The sequence below is a fragment of the Cupriavidus sp. GW823-FHT06D04 genome (genome assembly GCF_058795055.1).
In genome coordinates this window covers 1-19,554 of the sequence record NZ_JBXAHL010000063.1, presented here as the reverse complement: position 1 = coordinate 19,554, position 19,554 = coordinate 1, and the positions used below count along the sequence as shown (strand labels likewise).

General features: G+C 67.1%; 20 protein-coding genes. 9 read left to right on the top strand and 11 right to left on the bottom strand.

All coding sequences use genetic code 11. From position 1 onward, the window contains the following. Positions 1–184: 184 nt before the first annotated feature. On the top strand, positions 185–505 hold the full coding sequence (locus AC1Q7H_RS37690; protein WP_013955243.1) for a DUF1840 domain-containing protein: 321 nt from the start codon (positions 185–187) through the stop codon (positions 503–505). Between the two features lie 173 nt (positions 506–678). Here the strand turns inward: AC1Q7H_RS37690 and AC1Q7H_RS37685 are convergent, their stop codons facing one another. Both AC1Q7H_RS37685 and AC1Q7H_RS37680 read right to left on the bottom strand, forming a co-directional pair. Then, positions 679–1,107, bottom strand: a complete 429-nt coding sequence (locus AC1Q7H_RS37685) for a DUF883 family protein (RefSeq protein ID WP_013955242.1) — start codon at positions 1,105–1,107, stop codon at positions 679–681. Positions 1,108–1,159: 52 nt separating this feature from the next. Then, positions 1,160–1,327: a DUF1328 domain-containing protein gene (locus AC1Q7H_RS37680; protein WP_010812883.1), complete on the bottom strand. Its 168-nt coding sequence runs from the start codon at positions 1,325–1,327 to the stop codon at positions 1,160–1,162. 284 nt (positions 1,328–1,611) lie between these two features. Here AC1Q7H_RS37680 and AC1Q7H_RS37675 point away from each other — a divergent pair, with 284 nt between their 5' ends. Further along, a complete protein-coding gene (locus AC1Q7H_RS37675; protein ID WP_211980544.1) occupies positions 1,612–3,015 on the top strand; it encodes a sensor histidine kinase in 1,404 nt (467 codons plus the stop codon). A gap of 49 nt (positions 3,016–3,064) precedes the next feature. Here the strand turns inward: AC1Q7H_RS37675 and AC1Q7H_RS37670 are convergent, their stop codons facing one another. The 5 genes from AC1Q7H_RS37670 to AC1Q7H_RS37650 form a co-directional block, all read right to left on the bottom strand. After that, positions 3,065–3,472: a response regulator gene (locus tag AC1Q7H_RS37670; protein ID WP_211980543.1), complete on the bottom strand. Its 408-nt coding sequence runs from the start codon at positions 3,470–3,472 to the stop codon at positions 3,065–3,067. 45 nt (positions 3,473–3,517) lie between these two features. Beyond that, the gene (locus AC1Q7H_RS37665; protein ID WP_013955238.1) at positions 3,518–4,150 is read right to left on the bottom strand and encodes a response regulator; all 633 of its coding nucleotides are present in this window, start codon (positions 4,148–4,150) and stop codon (positions 3,518–3,520) included. Between the two features lie 306 nt (positions 4,151–4,456). After that, the gene (locus tag AC1Q7H_RS37660; RefSeq protein ID WP_492382376.1) at positions 4,457–4,918 is read right to left on the bottom strand and encodes a hypothetical protein; all 462 of its coding nucleotides are present in this window, start codon (positions 4,916–4,918) and stop codon (positions 4,457–4,459) included. A gap of 263 nt (positions 4,919–5,181) precedes the next feature. After that, positions 5,182–7,929, bottom strand: a complete 2,748-nt coding sequence (gene metH / locus AC1Q7H_RS37655; protein ID WP_013955236.1) for a methionine synthase — start codon at positions 7,927–7,929, stop codon at positions 5,182–5,184. A gap of 17 nt (positions 7,930–7,946) precedes the next feature. Continuing rightward, positions 7,947–9,008 carry a homocysteine S-methyltransferase family protein gene (locus AC1Q7H_RS37650; protein ID WP_211980540.1) on the bottom strand — a complete coding sequence of 354 codons (1,062 nt, stop codon included), beginning with the start codon at positions 9,006–9,008 and terminating at the stop codon, positions 7,947–7,949. A 229-nt stretch (positions 9,009–9,237) separates the two neighbouring features. On the opposite strand from AC1Q7H_RS37650, the gene AC1Q7H_RS37645 reads away from it, so the two are divergent. After that, positions 9,238–9,630: a rhodanese-like domain-containing protein gene (locus AC1Q7H_RS37645; RefSeq protein ID WP_010812890.1), complete on the top strand. Its 393-nt coding sequence runs from the start codon at positions 9,238–9,240 to the stop codon at positions 9,628–9,630. A 72-nt stretch (positions 9,631–9,702) separates the two neighbouring features. On the opposite strand, the gene AC1Q7H_RS37640 is transcribed toward AC1Q7H_RS37645, so the two are convergent. From AC1Q7H_RS37640 to AC1Q7H_RS37625, 4 genes are all read right to left on the bottom strand, one after another. Beyond that, a complete protein-coding gene (locus AC1Q7H_RS37640) occupies positions 9,703–9,960 on the bottom strand; it encodes a BTH_I0359 family protein (RefSeq protein WP_010812891.1) in 258 nt (85 codons plus the stop codon). Positions 9,961–10,185: 225 nt separating this feature from the next. Further along, on the bottom strand, positions 10,186–11,028 hold the full coding sequence (locus AC1Q7H_RS37635) for an alpha/beta fold hydrolase (protein WP_492382375.1): 843 nt from the start codon (positions 11,026–11,028) through the stop codon (positions 10,186–10,188). Positions 11,029–11,079: 51 nt separating this feature from the next. Next, positions 11,080–12,075 (bottom strand): DUF3108 domain-containing protein, encoded by a 996-nt coding sequence (locus AC1Q7H_RS37630; protein WP_249221231.1) that lies wholly within the window; start codon positions 12,073–12,075, stop codon positions 11,080–11,082. A 58-nt stretch (positions 12,076–12,133) separates the two neighbouring features. Then, positions 12,134–12,967, bottom strand: coding sequence for an IclR family transcriptional regulator (locus AC1Q7H_RS37625; RefSeq protein WP_013955232.1), 834 nt, complete (start codon positions 12,965–12,967; stop codon positions 12,134–12,136). Positions 12,968–13,147: 180 nt separating this feature from the next. On the opposite strand from AC1Q7H_RS37625, the gene AC1Q7H_RS37620 reads away from it, so the two are divergent. The 6 genes from AC1Q7H_RS37620 to AC1Q7H_RS37595 all read left to right on the top strand — a co-directional run bounded on the left by AC1Q7H_RS37620 (position 13,148) and on the right by AC1Q7H_RS37595 (position 19,398). Next, positions 13,148–14,146, top strand: a complete 999-nt coding sequence (locus AC1Q7H_RS37620) for a Bug family tripartite tricarboxylate transporter substrate binding protein (RefSeq protein WP_492382374.1) — start codon at positions 13,148–13,150, stop codon at positions 14,144–14,146. Positions 14,147–14,228: 82 nt separating this feature from the next. After that, entirely contained in the window at positions 14,229–15,209 is a 981-nt protein-coding gene (locus AC1Q7H_RS37615) for a fumarylacetoacetate hydrolase family protein (protein WP_153956615.1), read from the top strand. Between the two features lie 122 nt (positions 15,210–15,331). Then, positions 15,332–16,165: an enoyl-CoA hydratase/isomerase family protein gene (locus tag AC1Q7H_RS37610; protein WP_013955229.1), complete on the top strand. Its 834-nt coding sequence runs from the start codon at positions 15,332–15,334 to the stop codon at positions 16,163–16,165. A gap of 74 nt (positions 16,166–16,239) precedes the next feature. Continuing rightward, positions 16,240–17,031 carry a polyhydroxybutyrate granule multifunctional regulator PhaM gene (gene phaM, locus AC1Q7H_RS37605; protein ID WP_492382373.1) on the top strand — a complete coding sequence of 264 codons (792 nt, stop codon included), beginning with the start codon at positions 16,240–16,242 and terminating at the stop codon, positions 17,029–17,031. A 37-nt stretch (positions 17,032–17,068) separates the two neighbouring features. Then, complete coding sequence (locus tag AC1Q7H_RS37600; RefSeq protein ID WP_211980536.1) at positions 17,069–18,334, top strand: patatin-like phospholipase family protein; 1,266 nt, start codon at positions 17,069–17,071, stop codon at positions 18,332–18,334. A gap of 200 nt (positions 18,335–18,534) precedes the next feature. Then, a complete protein-coding gene (locus AC1Q7H_RS37595; RefSeq protein WP_013955226.1) occupies positions 18,535–19,398 on the top strand; it encodes a ferritin family protein in 864 nt (287 codons plus the stop codon). The last annotated feature ends 156 nt before the right edge of the window (positions 19,399–19,554 follow it).

Genomic DNA, 19,554 nt, shown 5'->3' with positions numbered 1-19,554 from the left:
GCAAGTGACGGCAAAGCAACGCCGCGCCGCGTGACAGGCATGGGAATCGGGAACGCCGAATTTTATCAGGTGCTATGCTGACATCATGCGCGAGGATGGCCCCGGGCCACAATCCGGGGCCAAAATCAGCGAGACTTCCCGCCCCCGGGAACGCCCCCGCCTCTCCGTGAAAGGAAAACACATCATGCTGATCACCTTCAAATCCCACGCCGCGCAGGACCTGATCATGATGAAGGATCTGGCGATGACGCTGCTTGGCATCATCGGCAAGCGCCTCGGGGAACGAGGGGTGATCACCGTTGAAGAGCTTCCAACCGCGATCCACAAGCTGGAAGCCGCGGTCGCCGATGCCAAGACCCATCCCGCCAGCTCGGCCGTCGAAGCGGACACCGGCAAGGACGAAGACGAGGAAGAACCGCTGCACCTGGGCCAGCGCGCCTACCCGTTCCTGGACATGCTGCGTGCCTCCCAGCGTGAGGGCGCCAACGTGATGTGGGGGGTGTGACGGGAACAGACACCCGGTTGCGTGCGGCACGGATCGCCGCGCGCAAAAAAAAGCCCGGCACCGCAGTGGGCTGCCGGGCTTCCGGACGAGAATTCCGGAAAGGGGAATCCCTTGCAGGACCCGCACGGCGTGCCAGGCGGATCCCGGTATCGGTGTGGTGGCTGGGGGCGGGCCTAATCCTCCTCTGAATGGCGCCGGCCATTGGCCAGCAGCAGCCCGATCAGCGCCCCCACGGCCGCCGCGATCGCCACCGCCTTCAGCGGCGACTCGGCCACGCGGTGCTGGGCGTGTTCCACCGCACCATCCATGCGCTCGCGGGCGCGCATCATGCCGTCGGTGGTCTGGGCGCGCAGCCGATGCGCCATGTCGGTGGCCCGCTCGCGCAGGCGCTGCCCGGCGCGCATGCTCTCGGCAGAGCCCTCGCGCGCCAGTACTTCGATGGTGTGCTCCAGCTGGGCGATCAGCGCCTTGACTTCTGCGGATACCGGCGCTGCCGCATCGCGCGTGTCGCGCGCGGCATGCCTGATATGGCGGATGGCACTGTCGGCACTGTCGGACAGGTGGTTCAGTTCCTTCCTGACTTTCGGGTTCTGCGTCAGCATACGGTCTCCTCAGGTTCGGTCGGCGGTGGGGAAAAACGGCTCGCGGCCGGTGTCATCGCCCCCTGCGGACCAGGCCCATCACCGCGGCGACCAGCGCCACGACCAGGAAGATGAAGAACAGGATCTTGGCGATTTCCACGGCGCCGGCGGCAATCCCGCCGAAGCCGAAGATCGCGGCGATCAGGGCGATGACGAAAAATACGAGTGCATATTGCAGCATGGCTAGGCTCCCGAAGCGATCGGACCGCGCCAGGCGCACTGGCTGGGCCCATGTGAGGGCTTGCGCCAAGGGGTGCAAGCTCATAGCCTCATCGTAGAAAGCCAGCCCGCGCACCAATACTGACAGCGAGCCGATTCCGTTGTCAGCCGAGTCCTACAAGCTCTCGGACAACGCCCGCGCGGGCCCGGCTTCAAGGTTGACCCATGGCGATCGATGTGATTCCATGGGCGCTCCCTGGCGCTGCGGCGGGCGAGCGGCGCGCCTTCACTAAACAGGAATTGCCCATGTTCAAGCAGTCTTTTCTCCCCCACACGCTGCTGCTGGCGGGCGGCATCCTGCTGACGCTGGCGGTGCTGGTGGCGTCGGAAACCGGCAATATCCGCCTGCGCGAAAGCTATACCGACGTGATCCGCTCCCAGCGCGTGCAGACCGAGCTGGCGGCGCTCAACGGCGAGCTGGTCAATGCCGAGGCCGGCCAGCGCGGCTTCCTGCTGACCGGCAAGGAAAGCTACCTGGAGCCGTACTACAAGGCCCTGCCGCGCATCGCCGAGCTGATGGCGCAGATCCGCGCCGGCTATGCCCACGATCCCGAAGGCCTGAAGCAGTTCGCCGATACCTCCAAGCTGGTCAACAGCAAGCTCAACGAGATGGCGCTGACGCTGGTGTATGGCAAGCGCGACCTGGAAGTGGCACTGGACCTGATCCGCACCGACTACGGCAAAGAGACCATGGACAACGCGCGCCGCGGCCTGGACCAGCTGCAGGCGCGCGAGGCCGGCGCGGTCTCGCACCGGCTGGAAGGTGCCGAGAACGACGTGCAGCTGTCGCGCTACGGCATCGGCCTGCTCACGGCCATCAACATCATCCTGATGATGGCGGTGGGCGTGGGCCACGCCAAGCGGCTGTCGATGGCCGAGGCGGTGCGCATCCAACTGGAAGAGGAAAGCGTGCGGCTGGACCGCAAGGTGCGCGCCCGCACGCGGCAGCTGTCTGCGCTGGCCGCCCACTTGCAGCGCGTGACCGAGGACGAGAAGACACGCCTGGCGCGCGAGCTGCACGATGAACTGGGCGCCATCCTGACCGCGATCAAGCTGGACCTGCACTGGGTGCGCCGCAAGGTGCAGGAGGACCATCCGGTGGCGGCGGAGCGCCTGACGCGCGTGATGCTGCACGTGGACCAGGGCATCCAGATCAAGCGCCGCCTGATCGAAGACCTGCGCCCCACGGTGCTGCTGAACCTGGGCCTGCGCGCGGCGGTCTGCCAGCTGGTCGAGGAAGTGGGGGGCCGCAATGACTGGGAGACCCATGTCAGCGTGCCGGAAGACCTGCCGCCGCTGCGCGACGAGGCCGCGATCGCGCTGTACCGGATCGTGCAGGAATCGCTGACCAACGCCAGCAAGTACTCTGAAGCCAAACACATCGATGTCAGCCTGGCCTGCCAGGGCAACCTGCTGACGCTGACCGTGCGCGACGACGGCAAGGGACTGCCGGCGGACTTCGACGCCGGCAGCACCGCCGGCCACCACGGGCTGCTGGGCATGGAGCAGCGCGTCACCGCGCTGGGCGGCAGCATGCAGATCGATTCCTCGGCACAGGCGGGCGTGCGCATCCGCATCGAGGTGCCGCTGACGGACGCGGTGCTGGCGCCGGCAGAGGAGCCGGAAAACCAGGAGCCGGCGCGCGCCTGACGCGCACCGGCGGACAGGGAATGATGAGGGAACGAGGTGCTGGCCCGGCTCAGGGCGCCGTTGCCGCGTGCTCCTCGATCACGCGGAACACCTGCTCGAGCTCGAGCGACTTGTCGAAGAAGTAGTCCGCACCGGCCTCGGCGCACTGGCGGCGATACATGCTGACCTGGGCGTGGTTGGTGTAGACGATGCGCACCGCGCCGGTGCCGTTGCGCTGCATCGCGCGCAGCACATTGATGCCGTTGCCCTGGCGCAACTGCAGATCGACGATGACCACATCGTACTTGCCGGCGGCGAGCAGCCGCAGCGCCATGGCTTCGGTATCGGCCCAGTCCACGTTCTCGATGAACGGGAAATCCTTCAGGTATTCGAGCAGCATGCCTCGCAGGACCGCCGAGTCTTCAATCAGCAGTATGCTCAGCGCCCGGTAGGAAGTGTTCGAAGCCTGCTCCGACATGTTATGTATTGCTGGTTCTCGTCCGGTGCCGCCCATCTCGGGCTGTTATTCGACCAGGCCGTTCTTGATGGCGTAATAGGTCAGGTCAGCGTTGGTCTTCATGCCCATTTTCTCGAGAATGCGGGAACGATAGGTACTGACGGTCTTGACGCTGAGAAACAGTTCGTCGGCAATCACCGACACCGACTGCCCCCGCGACAGCTTGCAGAAGATCTGGAACTCGCGCTCCGACAGCATCTGGTGCACCGGCTGTTCGGTCGGCTTGTCGAGCCCGCCGATCAGCAGGTCGGCCACGGTGGCACTCACGTAGCGGCGGCCCTGGGCCACCGTGCGGATGGCCTTGACCAGGTCGTCCGGGGCGCTTTCCTTGGTCAGGTAGCCAGAAGCGCCGGCACGGATCAGGTTGATCGCGTACTGGTCTTCCGGGTACGTAGACAGGATCAGGACCGGCAATTCGGGCTTGCGCTGACGGATCAGCTTGAGCACGTCGATGCCGTTGCGATCGGGCATCGAGATATCCAGGACCAGCACATCGAACTCGGCATCGCGCAACTGCGCCATGACCTGGTCGCCGCTTCCGGCCTCGCCTGTCACCTGGATGTCGGGCTCTTCGGAAAGGAACTGGCGCAGCCCGGCACGCACAATCTCGTGATCGTCAGCGATCAGGACGCGGATCATGTGGGCTCCACTGGGTTGAACAGACCGGCACATTGCCCGGTGCAGTCGGGTGCAGGCGGAACCGCTTGCGTTGATGTCATTGTAGTGCCGGGCGCGGGCGCGGGCTGTCAGTGTCAGGCTGACATTGGGCGGGGCCAGCCCCCACAAGGCACACTGATCGCGCACAAAAGCAAAGCGGGACGGATGTGATCCGTCCCGCTTTGCTGCGGCGCGTCAGTACTGAAACTTCCTGGAGGGCCCTGGCACCGCCGGCACCGGCACGAGGCTAGTCGCCAATGGCCAGTGACTGTGGACTAGCGCAGCACGTTACTGCGCCTTGGCACCCGCGTCAGCACCGGCGCTGACGCCCAGGCTCGTGTCGGTCTTGGCCTTCTTGGTCGACTTGGTGGCGTGCTTGCCATGCTTGGCCTTGGTGCCGGCGTCTGCCGCGGCGTCGCCGGTGGCGTCGGCAGCGGTGCCGACACTCTTGTCGACCGCCGCGCCGGCGGTCGACAGGCCCTTGTCAGCCGCCGAGCCTGCTGCCGACATGCCCTTGCTGGTCGCCGCGCCCGCGGTCGACAGACCCTTTTCGGCCGCGCCTGCGGCACCCGTGGCGGCGCTGCCGGCAGTGTTCAGGCCGCCCTGCGCTGCAGCGGCGGGAGAGGGTGTGGTCACCGATGCGCCGACGTCGGCCTTCGTGCCAACGGAAACGCCGGTGCCTTGGGCCATGGCCAGCGAGGAAGCGGCGGCGATCGACAGAGCGGACAGGGAGAGCAGCAGTTTCTTCATGGACAGACTCCTTTCAGGATGCCCCGCGGCGAAACATTCGCCGCGGTGATCACGCTGGTGATTGCGTGTATCGAGCCCTCAGTCTAGGGAGCCGGACTGCGCCGGTCTGTGAGGAGTTGAAAGGCTCTGTAAGGAGTTGTGAGGCGCCTGGCACATCGCCCCGGCACGGCTTTGCAGGCCGCCTGCAGCGGTTTTCCCTGTTGCATCAACGGGCTGGCGGCGGGGCCATGCCGCCGCCCCTGCCGCCCTGCCGTCGCACCCGGTTACAGGTTGGGGGCCAGCGCTCGCTCCAGCGTGGCGCGGTCCTCGTGGCGGCGCGCCGCCATGTCGTCGAGCTGGTCCTGTCCAATCTTGCCGATGGTGAAGTAGGTCGACTGCGGATGCGCCAGGTAGAAGCCGCTCACCGATGCGGCCGGCGTCATCGCCAGCGACTCGGTGATGCCCATGCCGATCTCGGGCGCGTCCAGGAACTCGAACATCGGGCCCTTGACGGTGTGCTCCGGGCACGCCGGATAGCCAGGCGCCGGGCGGATGCCGCGGTACGACTCGGCGATCAGCTGCTCGTTGGTGAGCTGCTCGCCCGCGTCATAGCCCCACAAGTCCTTGCGCACGCGTTCGTGCAGGCACTCGGCAAAGCCTTCGGCGAAGCGGTCGGCCAGGGCCTTGAGCATGATTGCGCTGTAGTCGTCGTGGTCGGCTTCGAACTGCGCTTCCTTCTTCTCCACGCCCAGGCCCGCGGTCACGGCGAACAGGCCGACGTAATCGGCAATGCCGCTGTCCTTCGGTGCCACGAAGTCCGCCAGGCAACGGTTGGGGCGGCGCACGCCATCCACCACCGGACGCTCGCTCTGCTGGCGCAGGTTGTGCCAGGTCAGCGCGACCTTGCTGCGGGTCTCGTCGGTGTAGATCTCGATATCGTCATCGTTGACGGTATTGGCCGGCAGCAGCGCGATCACGCCGTTGGCGGTCAGCCAGCGGCCCTGGATCAGGCGCGACAGCATCGCCTTGCCGTCCGAGAACACCTTGCGCGCCGACTCGCCGACGATCTCGTCGTTGAGGATGTCGGGGAATTTGCCGGCCAGGTCCCAGGTCTGGAAGAACGGGCCCCAGTCGATGTAGTTGGCCAGTTCCGCCAGGTCGTAGTTGCGGAACACGCGCCGGCCGATGAACTTGGGCTTGGGCGGCACGTAGCTGCTCCAGTCGATCGGGGTCTTGTTGGCGCGCGCCTGCGCCAGCGTCACCATGGGCGTAGCCTTCTTGTTGGCGTGCTGGGTGCGGATGCGGTCGTAGTCCGTCTTCAGATCGTCCAGGTACTTGGCCGCACCTTCATCCGACAGCAGGCTCGACGCCACGCTCACCGAGCGCGAGGCGTCCGGCACGTACACCACCGGGCCTTCGTAGTTGGGCGCGATCTTGACCGCGGTATGCACGCGCGAGGTGGTGGCGCCGCCGATCAGCAGCGGGATCTTCTTCACGCGGAAGTAGTCGTCGCGCTGCATCTCCGAGGCGACGTAGGCCATCTCTTCAAGCGACGGCGTGATCAGGCCCGACAGCCCGACGATGTCCGCGCCCTCGACCTTGGCCTTGGCCAGGATCTCGTTGCACGGGACCATCACGCCCATGTTGACCACTTCAAAGTTATTGCACTGGAGCACCACCGACACGATGTTCTTGCCGATGTCGTGCACGTCGCCCTTCACGGTGGCGATCACGATCTTGCCGCGCGCCTTGACGTCCCCGCCGGCTTCGGCCAGCAGGCGCTTTTCTTCCTCGATGTAGGGCAGCAGGTGTGCCACCGCCTGCTTCATCACGCGCGCGCTCTTGACCACCTGCGGCAGGAACATCTTGCCGGCGCCGAACAGGTCGCCCACGATGTTCATGCCGTCCATTAGCGGGCCTTCGATCACCTCGATCGGGCGGCCGCCGCGCGCCTCGACCTGCTGGCGGACCTCTTCGGTGTCTTCGACGATGAAGGTGGTGATGCCATGCACCAGGGCGTGCGCCAGGCGCTCGCCCACCGGCACCGGCTGCTCGGGCGTGCCGCGCCAGGCCAGGTTTTCTTCCTTCTTCGCCCCGCCACCCTTGAAGCGGTCCGCGATCTCCAGCAGGCGGTCGGTGGAATCTTCGCGGCGGTTCAGGACCACGTCTTCCACGCGCTCGCGCAGCTCGGGGTCAAGCTGGTCATACACGCCGAGCTGGCCGGCATTGACGATGCCCATGTCCATGCCCGCACCGATGGCGTGGTACAGGAACACGGTGTGGATCGCCTCGCGCACCGTGTCATTGCCGCGGAACGAGAACGAGACGTTGGAGACGCCGCCGCTGACCTTGGCATACGGCAGGTTCTGCTTGATCCAGCGCGTGGCCTCGATGAAGTCCACCGCGTAGTTGTTGTGCTCCTCGATGCCGGTCGCGACCGCGAAGATATTCGGGTCGAAGATGATGTCTTCCGGCGGAAAGCCGACTTCATTGACCAGGATGTCGTAGCTGCGCTTGCAGATCTCGGTCTTGCGCTGGAAGGTGTCGGCCTGGCCCTTCTCATCGAAGGCCATCACCACCGAGGCGGCGCCATAGCGGCGGATCAGCGCGGCGTGGTGGCGGAACTGTTCCTCGCCCTCCTTGAGCGAGATCGAGTTGACCACTGGCTTGCCCTGCACGCACTGCAGGCCGGCCTCGATCACTTCCCACTTCGACGAGTCGATCATGATCGGCACGCGCGCAATGTCCGGCTCGGAGGCGATCAGGTTCAGGAAGCGAACCATGGCGGCCTTCGAGTCCAGCATGGCCTCGTCCATGTTGATATCGATGATCTGCGCGCCGTTCTCGACCTGCTGGCGGGCCACCGCCAGCGCCTCGTCGAACTGGCCGTTCAGGATCATGCGCGCGAAGGCCTTGGAGCCGGTCACGTTGGTGCGCTCGCCGACGTTGACGAACAGCGTGTCGTCGTCAATGGTGAAAGGCTCGAGGCCGGACAGGCGCATCGGGCGCGGGGGCAGTTGGTTGTCGCTCATGTTGTCGGGCTCCGGGCTCAGGCGGCGTCGCGGTACTGGCCGGGCCAGGTGCGGGGGGTCTTGTTGGCCACGCGCTGGGCGATCGCGGCAATATGCTCGGGGGTGGTGCCGCAGCAGCCGCCCACCAGGTTCACCAGCCCGGAGGTGGCGAACTCTTCCACCAGCGACGAGGTGACCTCGGGCGTTTCGTCGAAGCCCGTGTCGCTCATCGGGTTCGGCAAACCCGCGTTCGGGTAGCACGACACCGCCGCGTCGCAAACCTTGGCCAGCTCGGCGATATAGGGGCGCATCAGCGTTGCGCCCAGCGCGCAGTTCAACCCGAAGGTGATCGGGCGGGCGTGGCGCAGGCTGTTCCAGAACGCTTCCACGGTCTGGCCCGACAGGATCCGGCCCGAGGCATCGGTCACCGTGCCGGAGATCATCACCGGCAGGCGTTCGCCGGTGTCCTCGAACAGCTGGTCGATGGCGAACAGCGCCGCCTTGGCATTGAGCGTGTCGAAGATGGTCTCGACCAGGAACACATCGGCGCCGCCTTCCAGCAGGCCCTTGCCCTGTTCGTAGTAGGAATCGCGCAGCTCTTCGAAGCTCACGTTGCGCGCGCCCGGGTCGTTCACGTCGGGCGAGATGCTGGCGGTCTTGGGCGTCGGGCCGAAGGCGCCGGCGACAAAGCGCGGCTTGTCCGGCGTGCTGTACTTGTCGCAGGCGGCACGCGCCAGGCGCGCGGCCTCGACGTTCATCTCGTACGCCAGGTCCGCCATCTTGTAGTCTTCCTGCGCCACGCGCGTGGCACCGAAGGTGTTGGTCTCGATCAGGTCGGCGCCGGCGGCCAGGTACTGCTCATGGATCTCGCTGATGACCTGCGGGCGCGTCAGCAGCAGCAGTTCGTTGTTGCCCTTGACGTCCACCTTGTGTTCCGCGAAGCGCGCGCCGCGGTAGTCCGCCTCGGTCAGCTTGTAGCGCTGGATCATGGTGCCCATGGCGCCATCCAGGATCAGGATGCGTTCTTGCAGCAGCCGGGGCAACTCGGCAGCCCGGGTGTAGGGGCGCGGCGCGGCCGCGGTGGATTCAGGGGCACTCATGGCGGGGACTCTGGAAAGGCGGGCCTGCGGCGTATCCATGGCTGGATCGGCGCCGGGCCGCTGCTGTGGCCGATGCTGGCCAAAGAGGGACGATTTTATCAGGTGTATCAAGGCCTTGCGGCTGTCCGCGGTGGCCCGCGGTTGCCTGTCCGGCCCGGTGGCGCCTACACTGAGAGACGTAACCGTCACCGCCCCGGGGCGCTTCGCGCTGCCCCCTTCCTTGACCGACATGCAACATCTCTCCCCCGCCGACGCCCAGGACCTGCTGGCGCAATCGCCCGAGACGCTCTTTATCGACTGCCGCAGCGAGATGGAATACCTGTTCGTCGGCCATCCTAAGGGCGCGCACAACGTCCCCTGGAACGACGGCCCGGACTGGGAGGTCAACCCGCATTTCGTGCAGATGGTGAAGAAGCTGGCGGGCCAGGCGTCGGCGCGCCCGGTGCTGCTGATCTGCCGCAGCGGCAACCGCTCGTCGGCGGCGGCGCGGGCACTGGAGGGCGCGGGCTTCTCCAATGTCCAGTTCGTGCTGCACGGCTTCGAGGGCGACCTCGATGCGCAGCGCCACCGCAACACGGTCAACGGCTGGCGCCATGACGGGCTGCCGTGGGAACAGTACTGAGCGCGGCCCGCAGCGCCCGCCACCAACAAAAACGCCCGCCGAAGCGGGCGTGATCGTTCCAGGCAAAGCCGCTCAGTGCATCACCAGCGGGTGCATCATCACATTGTCGAACTTGCCGAGAAAATCGTCGACTTCCTCCACGGATGGCTCGCTTTCAATCAGGCGTTTGACGTCGGCGCGGAAGCTCTCGGCCAGATGGCCGCCGAGGAAGATTTCGCGCTTCAGGTTCTTGTCGACGATTTCATAGCCACCAAACTCAAGCGGCGCCTGATCGACATCCGCACCAAATTCCACGATGCAGTAGTTGTCGCTGTTGTAGATCATTTGCATGGCACACCTCCTGGGCGTCATGGATGGGCGGCATGCCCTTGTGGTTCTTGCCTCAGTTGATGCCTTGAGGGGGCGCCGCGGCTTTACCTCCAAACTTGGGGTGACCGGCGGGAAATCAAGTTATTGGTGCGGGTCACCTCATTGCCACGATTTTCTGCCTTACATAGATTGGGCATCGGCCAATGCAACAAGTTTCTTGAGCCTTCCACATCAGTGTGTTGCTTGTCACGGAACGTCGCACTGCCCCCCGCATGCGGCATTCCCAAGAAAGGCGTCCAGCGCGGCATGGAAGCGCTCGGGCTGCTCCACGTGCACCAGGTGCGCCGCTTGCGGCACTACCTCGAGCCTGGCACCGGGGATGGCCGCGGCGATGCTCTGTGCCATCGCCACGGTTGCGCCCTGGTCCTGCTCGCCCGCTACTACCAGCGTAGGACAATGAATGCGGGAAAGCGCGCCGGCGAGGTCAAAAGCCATAATCGCCTCGGCCACACCCACATATCCACGTACCGGCGTGCCCACCAGCCTGTCGCGAATGCGCGACACCTGGTCGCGATGCGCCTCATGGAAGGCCGGCGTCAGCCAGCGCCCGAGGGTGGCATCGGCCATGCCGGCCATGCCATGGGCCTCGGCCTGGCCGATGCGGTTGTGCCACATCGGGTGCGCCTCCATTGGGGTCTGGCTGTTGGTGGCCACCAGCGCCAGCGACAACAGCCGCTCGGGATGGCGCAGCCCCATGGTCTGCCCGATCATGCCGCCCACGGAAATCCCGCAGAAATGCGCCTGGGGGATCTGCAGCGCGTCCATCACCGCGACCACGTCGTCGGCCAGCCGCGTCATGGTGTAGGGCCCGAGCGGGGCGTCGCTGGCGCCGTGGCCGCGCATGTCAGGGCGCACCACGCGATAGCGGCCCGCCAGGTGCTGCGCGGTGGCGTCCCACAGCGTGTGGTCGGCAGCCAGGGCGTGAGCCAGGATCACCCAGGGCCCGTCCGCCCCGTCCACGCGCACGTGCAGGTCAGCGCCTTCGGCGTGGATGCGGTGGGTTTCGACTGGTGGCATGGCAACGGTCATGGCTGGGCTCCTTTCGGTTAGATGATGCGTCGGGAGGCGCGCGCCGCGGTCCTACTGCCCTTCCTTGCCGCGGTACACCAGGTCGATCTGGGTGCCGTCGGGCTCGGTCTGGCGCAGGCGCACCGGCATCCAGCCCAGCGACTGCGCCAGCCACAGCTCGACGCGGCGCCGGTCATTGGCACGGCGCTGCAGCCGTACAAAGTGCTTTGCGCGTATCACGCCGCGGCCGGTGTCGATCTCGTCTTCTCCAACATACTGCACTTGCATGGGTTCCACATCCCGCGTGTCGGCCACAAGGAACGTTTCCGTCACTCCCGGGGTGACATATCGCTGGGGATTGCCGCGCACCAGCCCCACCAGCTGCAGGAATACGCTGAAGCGGTCCTGCGCGCCGGGCGGGAACTGGGCCTGCGAGCCCGAGGCCAGCACTGCGGTGCCGGCCGCGGCATCGAAACGCGAGGACTCGGTCTTGTTGCGGCGGCGTTCTTCGTAGCGTTCCGGCAACAGTCCCTGCACGGCCATCGCGCCGCCGCTCTGGAAGGCAAAGCGGAACCACAACACGCGGGTTTCGACCGCCAGCCGGTAGCGGCTGCCGTCCTGCTCCCAGCGGATCAGGCCGTCGGGGTTCTGCACGCCGTTGACGAAGCTGGCGTAGTGCATCGTCGCCGACGGCGGCGGGTCGTAGCGCACGCCATCGACGCCGCCCTGCGGGCCGCCGGATGGCGCGGCGGCAGGGGTGGCAGGCTTGGCCGCGCTGCCTTCGCCGCCGCTGCCCGAAGCCATTTCGGTCGCGCCCTGCGGGCTGGTGGCGAGCGCGGGAGCGGGGGCTTCCTGCGGCTCGGCTTCCGGGGCCTGCTCGGCCGGCCTGGGCTGCGGGCGCGGGCGCGGCATCGGCCGCGGCGCGGGCGGGGCTGGCGGCCTGGGCGGCGGCAGCAGCACCGCTTCCAGCGTGGGCGTGCTGCTGACATCCATCGGGATCAGCGGCCCCGGCATGCGCACAAAGCCCACCACGGCCAGCACGTGGACCAGCAGCACCAGGGCGATCACGATGATCCAGCGCCGCCGGCGCCAGACGCGGGGATCCGCGCCGGGCCGGGCGTGGAGACTAGGATTGGCCGGTTTCTCCGGCCGGGGTGGCTGCACCAAGGTAGCCAAGTTCCGATGAGAGCTGTTGGGCGATGTCACGGATGCGACGATCCATCGTACCGCCCCATTCTGCATCGAATATGCTTTGCGCGCCCAGTACGATCAGCCCCATGGCCAGGTGGCCGTTGGCGTCGAACACCGGCATCGAGAACGCATTGATGCCCGGCAGCACGCCGCCGAGCGTGCGCGCGGCGCCATGCGCGCGCACCTCGGCGCAGATCGCGTCGTAGTCGGCCAGTGAGCGCGGCATGTCGGGCACGCCGTCATTGCCGCGCGCGCCCAGCTCGCGCTCGATCAGCGGCAGGGTCTGCTTGCGCGGCAGGTAGGCGCCGTACAGGCGGCCGGTGGCTGAGTTCAGCATCGGCATCACATCGCCCAGGCGCAGGCTGACGGTGACGGGATGGCTGGATTCCTCCCAGTGCACCACGGTGGGACCGTGGTTGCCCCACACGGCAATGCCGGCGGTCAGGTCCAGTTCATCGCGCAGCTGCGACAGGATCGGGCGCGCCTTCTTGACCGGATCGAGACGGTTCAGCCCGGCCAGACCCAGCTGCAGCGCGAACGGGCCCAGGTCATAGCGCCCGCTGACGGGGTCCTGCGCCACGGCGCCCAGCCGCATGAAGCTGACCAGGTAGCGATGGGCCTTGGCCGGGTTCATGCCGGCGGCGGCGGCCAGGTCGCGCAGCATCATCGCGCGCGGCGACACCGCCAGCGCCTGCAGCAGCCTGAAGCCCACCTCGATGGACTGGATGCCGGAACGCAGCTTGGTGTCTTCTTCTTCGATCTCTGACATGCGGCGGATGGTTGGCTATCCCCGGGGGCTGGGGAAATTCGTAGGTAAATTTACTATAGCGAAATCGATTTACCAATTTTTAAGCCATCGGTAGACTTTCCTCGCAACAGACCTGGCCGGCGGCATGCCCCTCGTGCAAGCCCGCCCGAACCGGGCCCCTTTTTAACACGGAGACAACCGATGCGCCCCCTTGGCTACTTTCGCCCCGCCCTCGCCGCATTGACGGCCGCTACCCTGTTTGCCGCCCTGTTCACCGCCAGCGCCCCCGCACACGCCGACGACTGGCCGTCGCAGCCGATCCGCTGGGTCGTGCCCTATCCCGCCGGCGGCGGCACCGACGTGGTGGCGCGCACCGTGGCCCAGGCCATCACCCCGGGGCTGGGCAAGCAAGTCGTGATCGACAACCGCCCCGGTGCGGCCACCATCGTCGGCGCCGATGCCGTGGCGCATGCCAAGCCCGATGGCTACACCGTGCTGACCGCCGACACCGCCACGCTGGCCGCCAATCCGTCGCTGTACAAGAAGCTGCCGTACAACCCGGACAAGGACTTCGTCTACATCGGCCAGCTTGCGCGCTTCCCGCTGGTGCTGGTGGCCAATCCCAACTTCCCGGCGCACACGCTCAAGGAAGTGGTCGAGTACGCGCAGAAGAACCCGGGCAAGGTCAATTTCGCCTCGCCGGGCGCGGGCAGCCCGCACCACCTGGCGATGGAACTGTTCATGGACCAGACCCGGGTCAAGATGACGCACGTGCCCTATAAGGGCGCGGCGCCGGCGGTGCAGGACCTGCTCGCGGGCCAGGTCGACCTGATGTTCCTGGACCTGGCCTCGGGCCAGCAGAATGTGCAGGCCGGCAAGCTGCGCGCGCTCGGCGTGGCCACGCCCAAGCGCCTTGCCGTGCTGCCCAGCGTGCCGACCGTGGCCGAGGGCGGCGTGGCCGGCTTCGAGGCTTACGCCTGGCAAGGCATGGTGGCGCCGGCCGGTACGCCCAAGGCCGTGGTCACGCGCCTGAACGCCGAGCTGGTCAAGGCGCTGAAGACGCCCGAGGTGCAGAAGAAGCTGGAAGGCGTGGGCGTGGAGGCGGTCTACAGCACGCCCGAGGAATTCGCCAGCTACGCGCGCGCCGAGGGCGAGCGCTGGGGCAAGCTGATCAAGGCCAAGGGCATCACCGTCGACTGACTGGCGCGCGGGCGGGCCACGGTAGACTAGTGGCCATTGCGCCTGCCCCGCGGGCGCCCCCGATCCCTACCGTACTGCATCCATGAAACTCGCAACCCTGAAGGACGGTTCGCGCGACGGCCAGCTGGTGGTCGTGTCGCGCGACCTGAAGACCGCCCACTACGCCACCGACATCGCCGGCAAGCTGCAGACCGTGCTGGACGACTGGCCGTTTTACGCGCCGCAGCTGCAGGACCTGTACGACGCGCTCAACGCCGGCCGCGCGCGCCACCCCTTCCCATTCGCCCCCAAGGACTGCATGGCGCCGCTGCCGCGCGCCTACCAGTGGGCCGACGGCTCGGCCTATGTCAACCACGTCGAGCTGGTGCGCAAGGCGCGCGGCGCCGAGATGCCGCCCGAGTTCTGGACCGACCCGCTGATGTACCAGGGCGGCTCTGACGACTTCGTCGGTCCGCAGGACGATATCGTCTGCGCCAGCGAAGCCTTCGGCATCGACTTCGAGGCCGAGGTGGCCGTGATTACCGGCGACGTGAGGATGGGCGCCACGCCCGAGCAGGCCGGCGAAGCCATCCGCCTGGTGATGCTGGCCAACGATGTCTCGCTGCGCAACCTGATCCCGGCCGAGCTGGGCAAGGGCTTCGGCTTCTTCCAGAGCAAGCCGGCCACGGCATTCTCGCCGGTGGCGGTGACGCCCGACGAACTCGGCGAGGCCTGGCGCGAGCGCAAGGTGCACCTGCCGATGACCGTGCACTGGAACAGCAAGAAGGTGGGCCAGCCCGACTGCGGCACCGACATGGTGTTCGACTTCGGCCAGCTGATCGCCCATATCTGCAAGACCCGCAACGTGCGCGCCGGCAGCATCGTGGGCTCGGGCACGATCTCCAATGTCGACCGCACGAAGGGCTACTGCTGCATCGCCGAGAAGCGCATGCTGGAAACCATCGATGAGGGCAAGCCCGTGACCGAGTTCATGAAGTTCGGCGACGCGGTCAAGATCGAGATGTTCGACGCACAGGGCCATTCGGTATTCGGCGCGATCGACCAGCTGGTGGCACCGGCCTGACGCACGTTGGGGCCGCGGGGTGCGGCGGCGAGCCGGATATGCATATAATTAACCGACCGATCGGTTGGCAAATCAACGATGCATGCGGCGCGCCGCTAACCCCCGTACTTCTCAGGCCCCCAATGACTACCCCCACCGCTGACTCCACACCCCTCTCCCCCCGCTACGAGCGCTATCGCGCACTGACGCTGCGCCGCCACGGCCCCATCCTCGAAATCATCATGGGCGCGGCCCAGTCGGCCAACCAGAAGCTGGCCACGGCCGACGCCAACATGCACCGCGAGCTGGCCGAGATCTGGCGCGACGTCTCCGCCGACCCCGAGGTGCGCGTGGCGCTGATCCGCGGCGAGGGCAAGGGCTTCTCGGCCGGCGGCGACCTGGCCCTGGTCGAGGACATGGCCAACGATTTCGAGACCCGTACCCGCGTCTGGCATGAGGCGCGCGACCTGGTCTACAACGTCATCAATTGCGACAAGCCGGTGGTCTCCGCCATGCACGGCCCCGCCGTCGGCGCCGGGCTGGTGGCCGGCCTGCTGGCCGATATTTCGATCGCGGCAAGGACCGCGCGCATCGTCGACGGCCATACCCGGCTGGGCGTGGCCGCGGGCGACCATGCCGCCATCGTGTGGCCGCTGCTGTGCGGAATGGCCAAGGCCAAGTACTATCTGATGCTGTGCGAGTCGGTCAGCGGCGAGGAAGCCGAGCGGATCGGCCTGGTCTCGCTGGCGGTGGAAGAGGACGAACTGGTGGCGCGCGCGTTCGAGGTGGCCAACCGGCTGGCGGCCGGGTCGCAGACCGCGATCCGCTGGACCAAGTATGCCCTCAACAACTGGCTGCGCATGGCCGGCCCCGCCTTCGATACCTCGCTGGCGCTTGAATTTATGGGCTTTGCCGGCCCCGACGTGCACGAAGGCGTGGCGAGCCTGCGCCAGAAGCGGCCGCCACAGTTCAGGTAACGACGACGCAGCCGCCGGCCCGACGGGCCCTCCTGGCCAATCCCGGGGCTGCGCCGCACACGGAGCGCTCGACCATGTTCGGACAGATTCCCGATTTCACCAACGGCTTTGACTTCATGCGCCGGCTGTGGGGCAGCGGCAGCGGCATGCCCGCCGGCCTGATGCCCGGCCTGCAGGCGATGACGCCGCCGATGGACCTCGACGACCTCGACAAGCGCATTGCCGACCTGAAGGCCGTGGAGAGCTGGCTGCAGTTGAACACCAACCTGCTGCGCACCACCATCCAGGGCCTGGAAGTGCAGCGCGCCACGCTGGTGGCGCTGCAGACCTTCGGCAACGCGCTGTCGCCCGACGCCATGCAGTCCGCGATGGAAAACGTCGCACGCGCGGCCAACACGCCCAGTGCCGCGGCGCCGGAGCGCGCCGCCGGCGCGGATGCCGGCAGCGGTGCGCAACCTGAGCCGCCTGCCGCCGAGCAGCCGCAGGCTGCGGCAAGCGACACCGATTCCGCCTTGCCCCCCAACGCCGCGCTGTGGTGGGACCTGCTGCAACAGCAGTTCAACCAGATCGCCAGCAGCGCCGCCGCGGCCAGCATCGCCCCGTTCGGCATGGGCGGCTTCGGCGCCGCGGCCGGCCCCGAAGCCGCAGCGCAAGCGGCTGCGGCAAAGCCGAAGACGGCCGCGCCTGGCAAGGCCGCCTCCGCCGGCACGGGCAAGCCTGCCGCCAGGAAGGCGCCTGTAAAGAAGGCGCCTGCCAAGAAGGCAGCCAAGGCAAAGCCGGCCAAGGACGCGGGCAACGGCGATGACAATGGCAAGAACGGCGGCGGCGGCGGCGGCCACGGCCCCAACGGCAGCAGCGCAGCCTGACAGCCAAAAACTCCCAACAATTCGCCACGCCAACGCAATGCACCGCGAGTCCTTCCCGGCCCCCCACCCCGCGCTGCAATCCGGACCCAACCCCGCCGCCACCGCGCTGATCATGATGGGCGGCGGCGCGCGCGCCGCCTACCAGGCGGGCGTGCTGAGCGGGCTGGCACGCATTGCCGCGCGGCACGGCAAGGGCCATGGCGCGATGCCCTTCGGCATCATCGCCGGGACCTCGGCAGGCGCGATCAACGGCGCCGGGCTGGCGATCCAGGCGGGGGACTTCCAGGCCGCCACACAGAGCCTGGCGGCGCTGTGGCACAGCATCCATGCCGACGACGTCTACCGCACCGACGTGCTGCGCGTGGGAATTTCGGGCGCGCGCTGGCTGTCGACGCTGGCGCTGGGCTGGGCCACGCAGCGGCGCGCGCCCCGTGCCCTGTTCGACAACACCCCGCTGGGCAGCATGCTGGGCGAGCTGTTCGAGCCCGAGCGCGTGCAGGCCAGCCTGGACAGCGGTGCGCTGCATGCCTTCGCGGTCACCGCGCTGTCCTACAGCACCGGGCGCCACGTGACCTTCTACCAGTCGCACCACCGCATCCATCCGTGGCACCGCAGCCAGCGCATTGCGATCCCGGCGCAGATCACGGTGGACCACCTGCTGGCATCGGCGTCGATTCCGTTCCTGTTCCCGGCGATGCCGCTGGAGCTGGACGGCCACCATGAGTGGTTCGGCGACGGCACCATGCGGCAGATGTCGCCGCTGTCGCCGGCGATCCACCTGGGCGCGTCGCGCGTGCTGGCGATCGGCGCGGCCTCGCGCCAGCGCTCGGGCTGGTACGACACCATGCCGGCCGGCGGCTACCCGTCGCTGGCGCAGGTGGGCGGGCAGGCGCTGGCCAGCATCTTCCTGGACGGACTCAACGCCGACCTGGAGCGGCTGCTGCATATCAACCGCTTGCTGGCGCGCATGCCGGAGCTGGCCGGCGACCGCGAGGGCTGGCGCCCGGTGCAGGTGATGACGATCGCCCCCAGCGAGCCGATCGAAGCCATTGCCGCCGAGCACCAGAAGCAGCTGCCGCGCACGGTGCGCGCCCTGCTGGCGCCACTGGGCGGCACCGAGGCGCGCGGCGCCGCCTTTGCCAGCTACCTGCTGTTCGAACCCGCCTTCACCCAGGCCCTGATGGCGCTGGGCGAGCGCGACGCCGAGGCCCAGGCGGACGAGCTGGCGGCGTTCCTGTTCGGCATCGTCCCGGGCACGCCACCGGCCGCGCTGCCGGCGGGCGAGCGCGCGCTTTCGCCCTGAGCACCCGCCAGCACATGGCGTGCGGCCAGGCGCCGCGGCTGGCACATTGACGTGTCATCGTTGCGCTGATCGCCCGCAATATGCTGCCGGCTGCGCCAAATCGCGTCAAAAAGCGTTGCATTTGCCCCGATCCGAACTAAAAAAGGAGAAGAGAATAATTCGCATCTGGTAGAATCTGCCCGTAATTTCAAAGGCTTACCATGCTCTACCCCGAACTGTTCAAATCGTTGGAAGCCGTCCGCTGGCACATGGACAAGGACATCCCCTGGGATACCTTTGACGCCAGCATGCTGACGGACGACCAGGCCAAGACCATTCGCATGAACGCGATCACGGAATGGTCCGCCCTGCCCGCGACCGAGATGTTCCTGCGCGACAATCGCCACGATTCTGATTTTTCGGCGTTCATGAGCATCTGGTTCTTTGAGGAACAGAAGCACTCGCTGGTGCTGATGGAGTACCTGCGCCGCTTCCGCCCGGACCTGGTGCCGACCGAGGAAGAACTGCACGCGGTGCGCTTCGAGTTCGACCCGGCCCCGCCGCTGGAAACCCTGATGCTGCATTTCTGCGGCGAGATCCGCCTGAACCACTGGTACCGCCGCGCCGCCGAATGGCACACGGAACCGGTGATCAAGCATATCTACCGCACCCTGTCGCAGGATGAAGCCCGCCATGGCGGCGCCTACCTGCGCTACATGAAGAAGTACCTGGCACAGTTCGGCGACAGCGCGCGCGCCGCCTTTGCCAAGATCGGCGTGCTGATGGCCTCGGCCCGCCGCACCGAGAAGCCGCTGCACCCGACCAACCTGCACGTCAACAAGGCGCTGTTCCCCAACGACACGGTGCAGTCGCGCCTGCCGGACCCGGACTGGCTCGAGCACTGGCTGGACGAGCAGATCCGCTTTGACGAAGGCTGGGAGAAGAAGGTCATCGAACGGATCCTGCACAATATGTCGCTGCTGTTCGAACGCACCTTCGAAACGGTGCAGGACCTGAACCGTTACCGCAAGGAACTGAACGCCAGCCTGCAAGGCACGGGCGGGGCCCAGCCGGCGCAAGCCTGAGCGGCCAGTCCGACAGCACGAAAAAAAGCCCCGCCGAAGCGGTAATGCCGTTCAGTTAAGGTCCTTTCTGAGGAACCGAACGGTGTAGCGCTTAGGCAGGGCTTTGACCACGCGGGGGCACTTACGCCCCCGTCGTTTTTGGACGATCGCCAACTG

What these genes read in the sequence shown, in the direction of transcription:
- AC1Q7H_RS37690 (WP_013955243.1), top strand. Translation starts at nt 185, where the DNA reads ATGCTGATCACCTTCAAATCCCACGCCGCGCAGGACCTGATCATGATG.
- AC1Q7H_RS37685 (WP_013955242.1), bottom strand. Translation starts at nt 1,107, where the DNA reads ATGCTGACGCAGAACCCGAAAGTCAGGAAGGAACTGAACCACCTGTCC.
- AC1Q7H_RS37680 (WP_010812883.1), bottom strand. Translation starts at nt 1,327, where the DNA reads ATGCTGCAATATGCACTCGTATTTTTCGTCATCGCCCTGATCGCCGCG.
- AC1Q7H_RS37675 (WP_211980544.1), top strand. Translation starts at nt 1,612, where the DNA reads ATGTTCAAGCAGTCTTTTCTCCCCCACACGCTGCTGCTGGCGGGCGGC.
- AC1Q7H_RS37670 (WP_211980543.1), bottom strand. Translation starts at nt 3,472, where the DNA reads ATGTCGGAGCAGGCTTCGAACACTTCCTACCGGGCGCTGAGCATACTG.
- AC1Q7H_RS37665 (WP_013955238.1), bottom strand. Translation starts at nt 4,150, where the DNA reads ATGATCCGCGTCCTGATCGCTGACGATCACGAGATTGTGCGTGCCGGG.
- AC1Q7H_RS37660 (WP_492382376.1), bottom strand. Translation starts at nt 4,918, where the DNA reads ATGAAGAAACTGCTGCTCTCCCTGTCCGCTCTGTCGATCGCCGCCGCT.
- metH (WP_013955236.1), bottom strand. Translation starts at nt 7,929, where the DNA reads ATGAGCGACAACCAACTGCCCCCGCGCCCGATGCGCCTGTCCGGCCTC.
- AC1Q7H_RS37650 (WP_211980540.1), bottom strand. Translation starts at nt 9,008, where the DNA reads ATGAGTGCCCCTGAATCCACCGCGGCCGCGCCGCGCCCCTACACCCGG.
- AC1Q7H_RS37645 (WP_010812890.1), top strand. Translation starts at nt 9,238, where the DNA reads ATGCAACATCTCTCCCCCGCCGACGCCCAGGACCTGCTGGCGCAATCG.
- AC1Q7H_RS37640 (WP_010812891.1), bottom strand. Translation starts at nt 9,960, where the DNA reads ATGCAAATGATCTACAACAGCGACAACTACTGCATCGTGGAATTTGGT.
- AC1Q7H_RS37635 (WP_492382375.1), bottom strand. Translation starts at nt 11,028, where the DNA reads ATGACCGTTGCCATGCCACCAGTCGAAACCCACCGCATCCACGCCGAA.
- AC1Q7H_RS37625 (WP_013955232.1), bottom strand. Translation starts at nt 12,967, where the DNA reads ATGTCAGAGATCGAAGAAGAAGACACCAAGCTGCGTTCCGGCATCCAG.
- AC1Q7H_RS37620 (WP_492382374.1), top strand. Translation starts at nt 13,148, where the DNA reads ATGCGCCCCCTTGGCTACTTTCGCCCCGCCCTCGCCGCATTGACGGCC.
- AC1Q7H_RS37615 (WP_153956615.1), top strand. Translation starts at nt 14,229, where the DNA reads ATGAAACTCGCAACCCTGAAGGACGGTTCGCGCGACGGCCAGCTGGTG.
- AC1Q7H_RS37610 (WP_013955229.1), top strand. Translation starts at nt 15,332, where the DNA reads ATGACTACCCCCACCGCTGACTCCACACCCCTCTCCCCCCGCTACGAG.
- phaM (WP_492382373.1), top strand. Translation starts at nt 16,240, where the DNA reads ATGTTCGGACAGATTCCCGATTTCACCAACGGCTTTGACTTCATGCGC.
- AC1Q7H_RS37600 (WP_211980536.1), top strand. Translation starts at nt 17,069, where the DNA reads ATGCACCGCGAGTCCTTCCCGGCCCCCCACCCCGCGCTGCAATCCGGA.
- AC1Q7H_RS37595 (WP_013955226.1), top strand. Translation starts at nt 18,535, where the DNA reads ATGCTCTACCCCGAACTGTTCAAATCGTTGGAAGCCGTCCGCTGGCAC.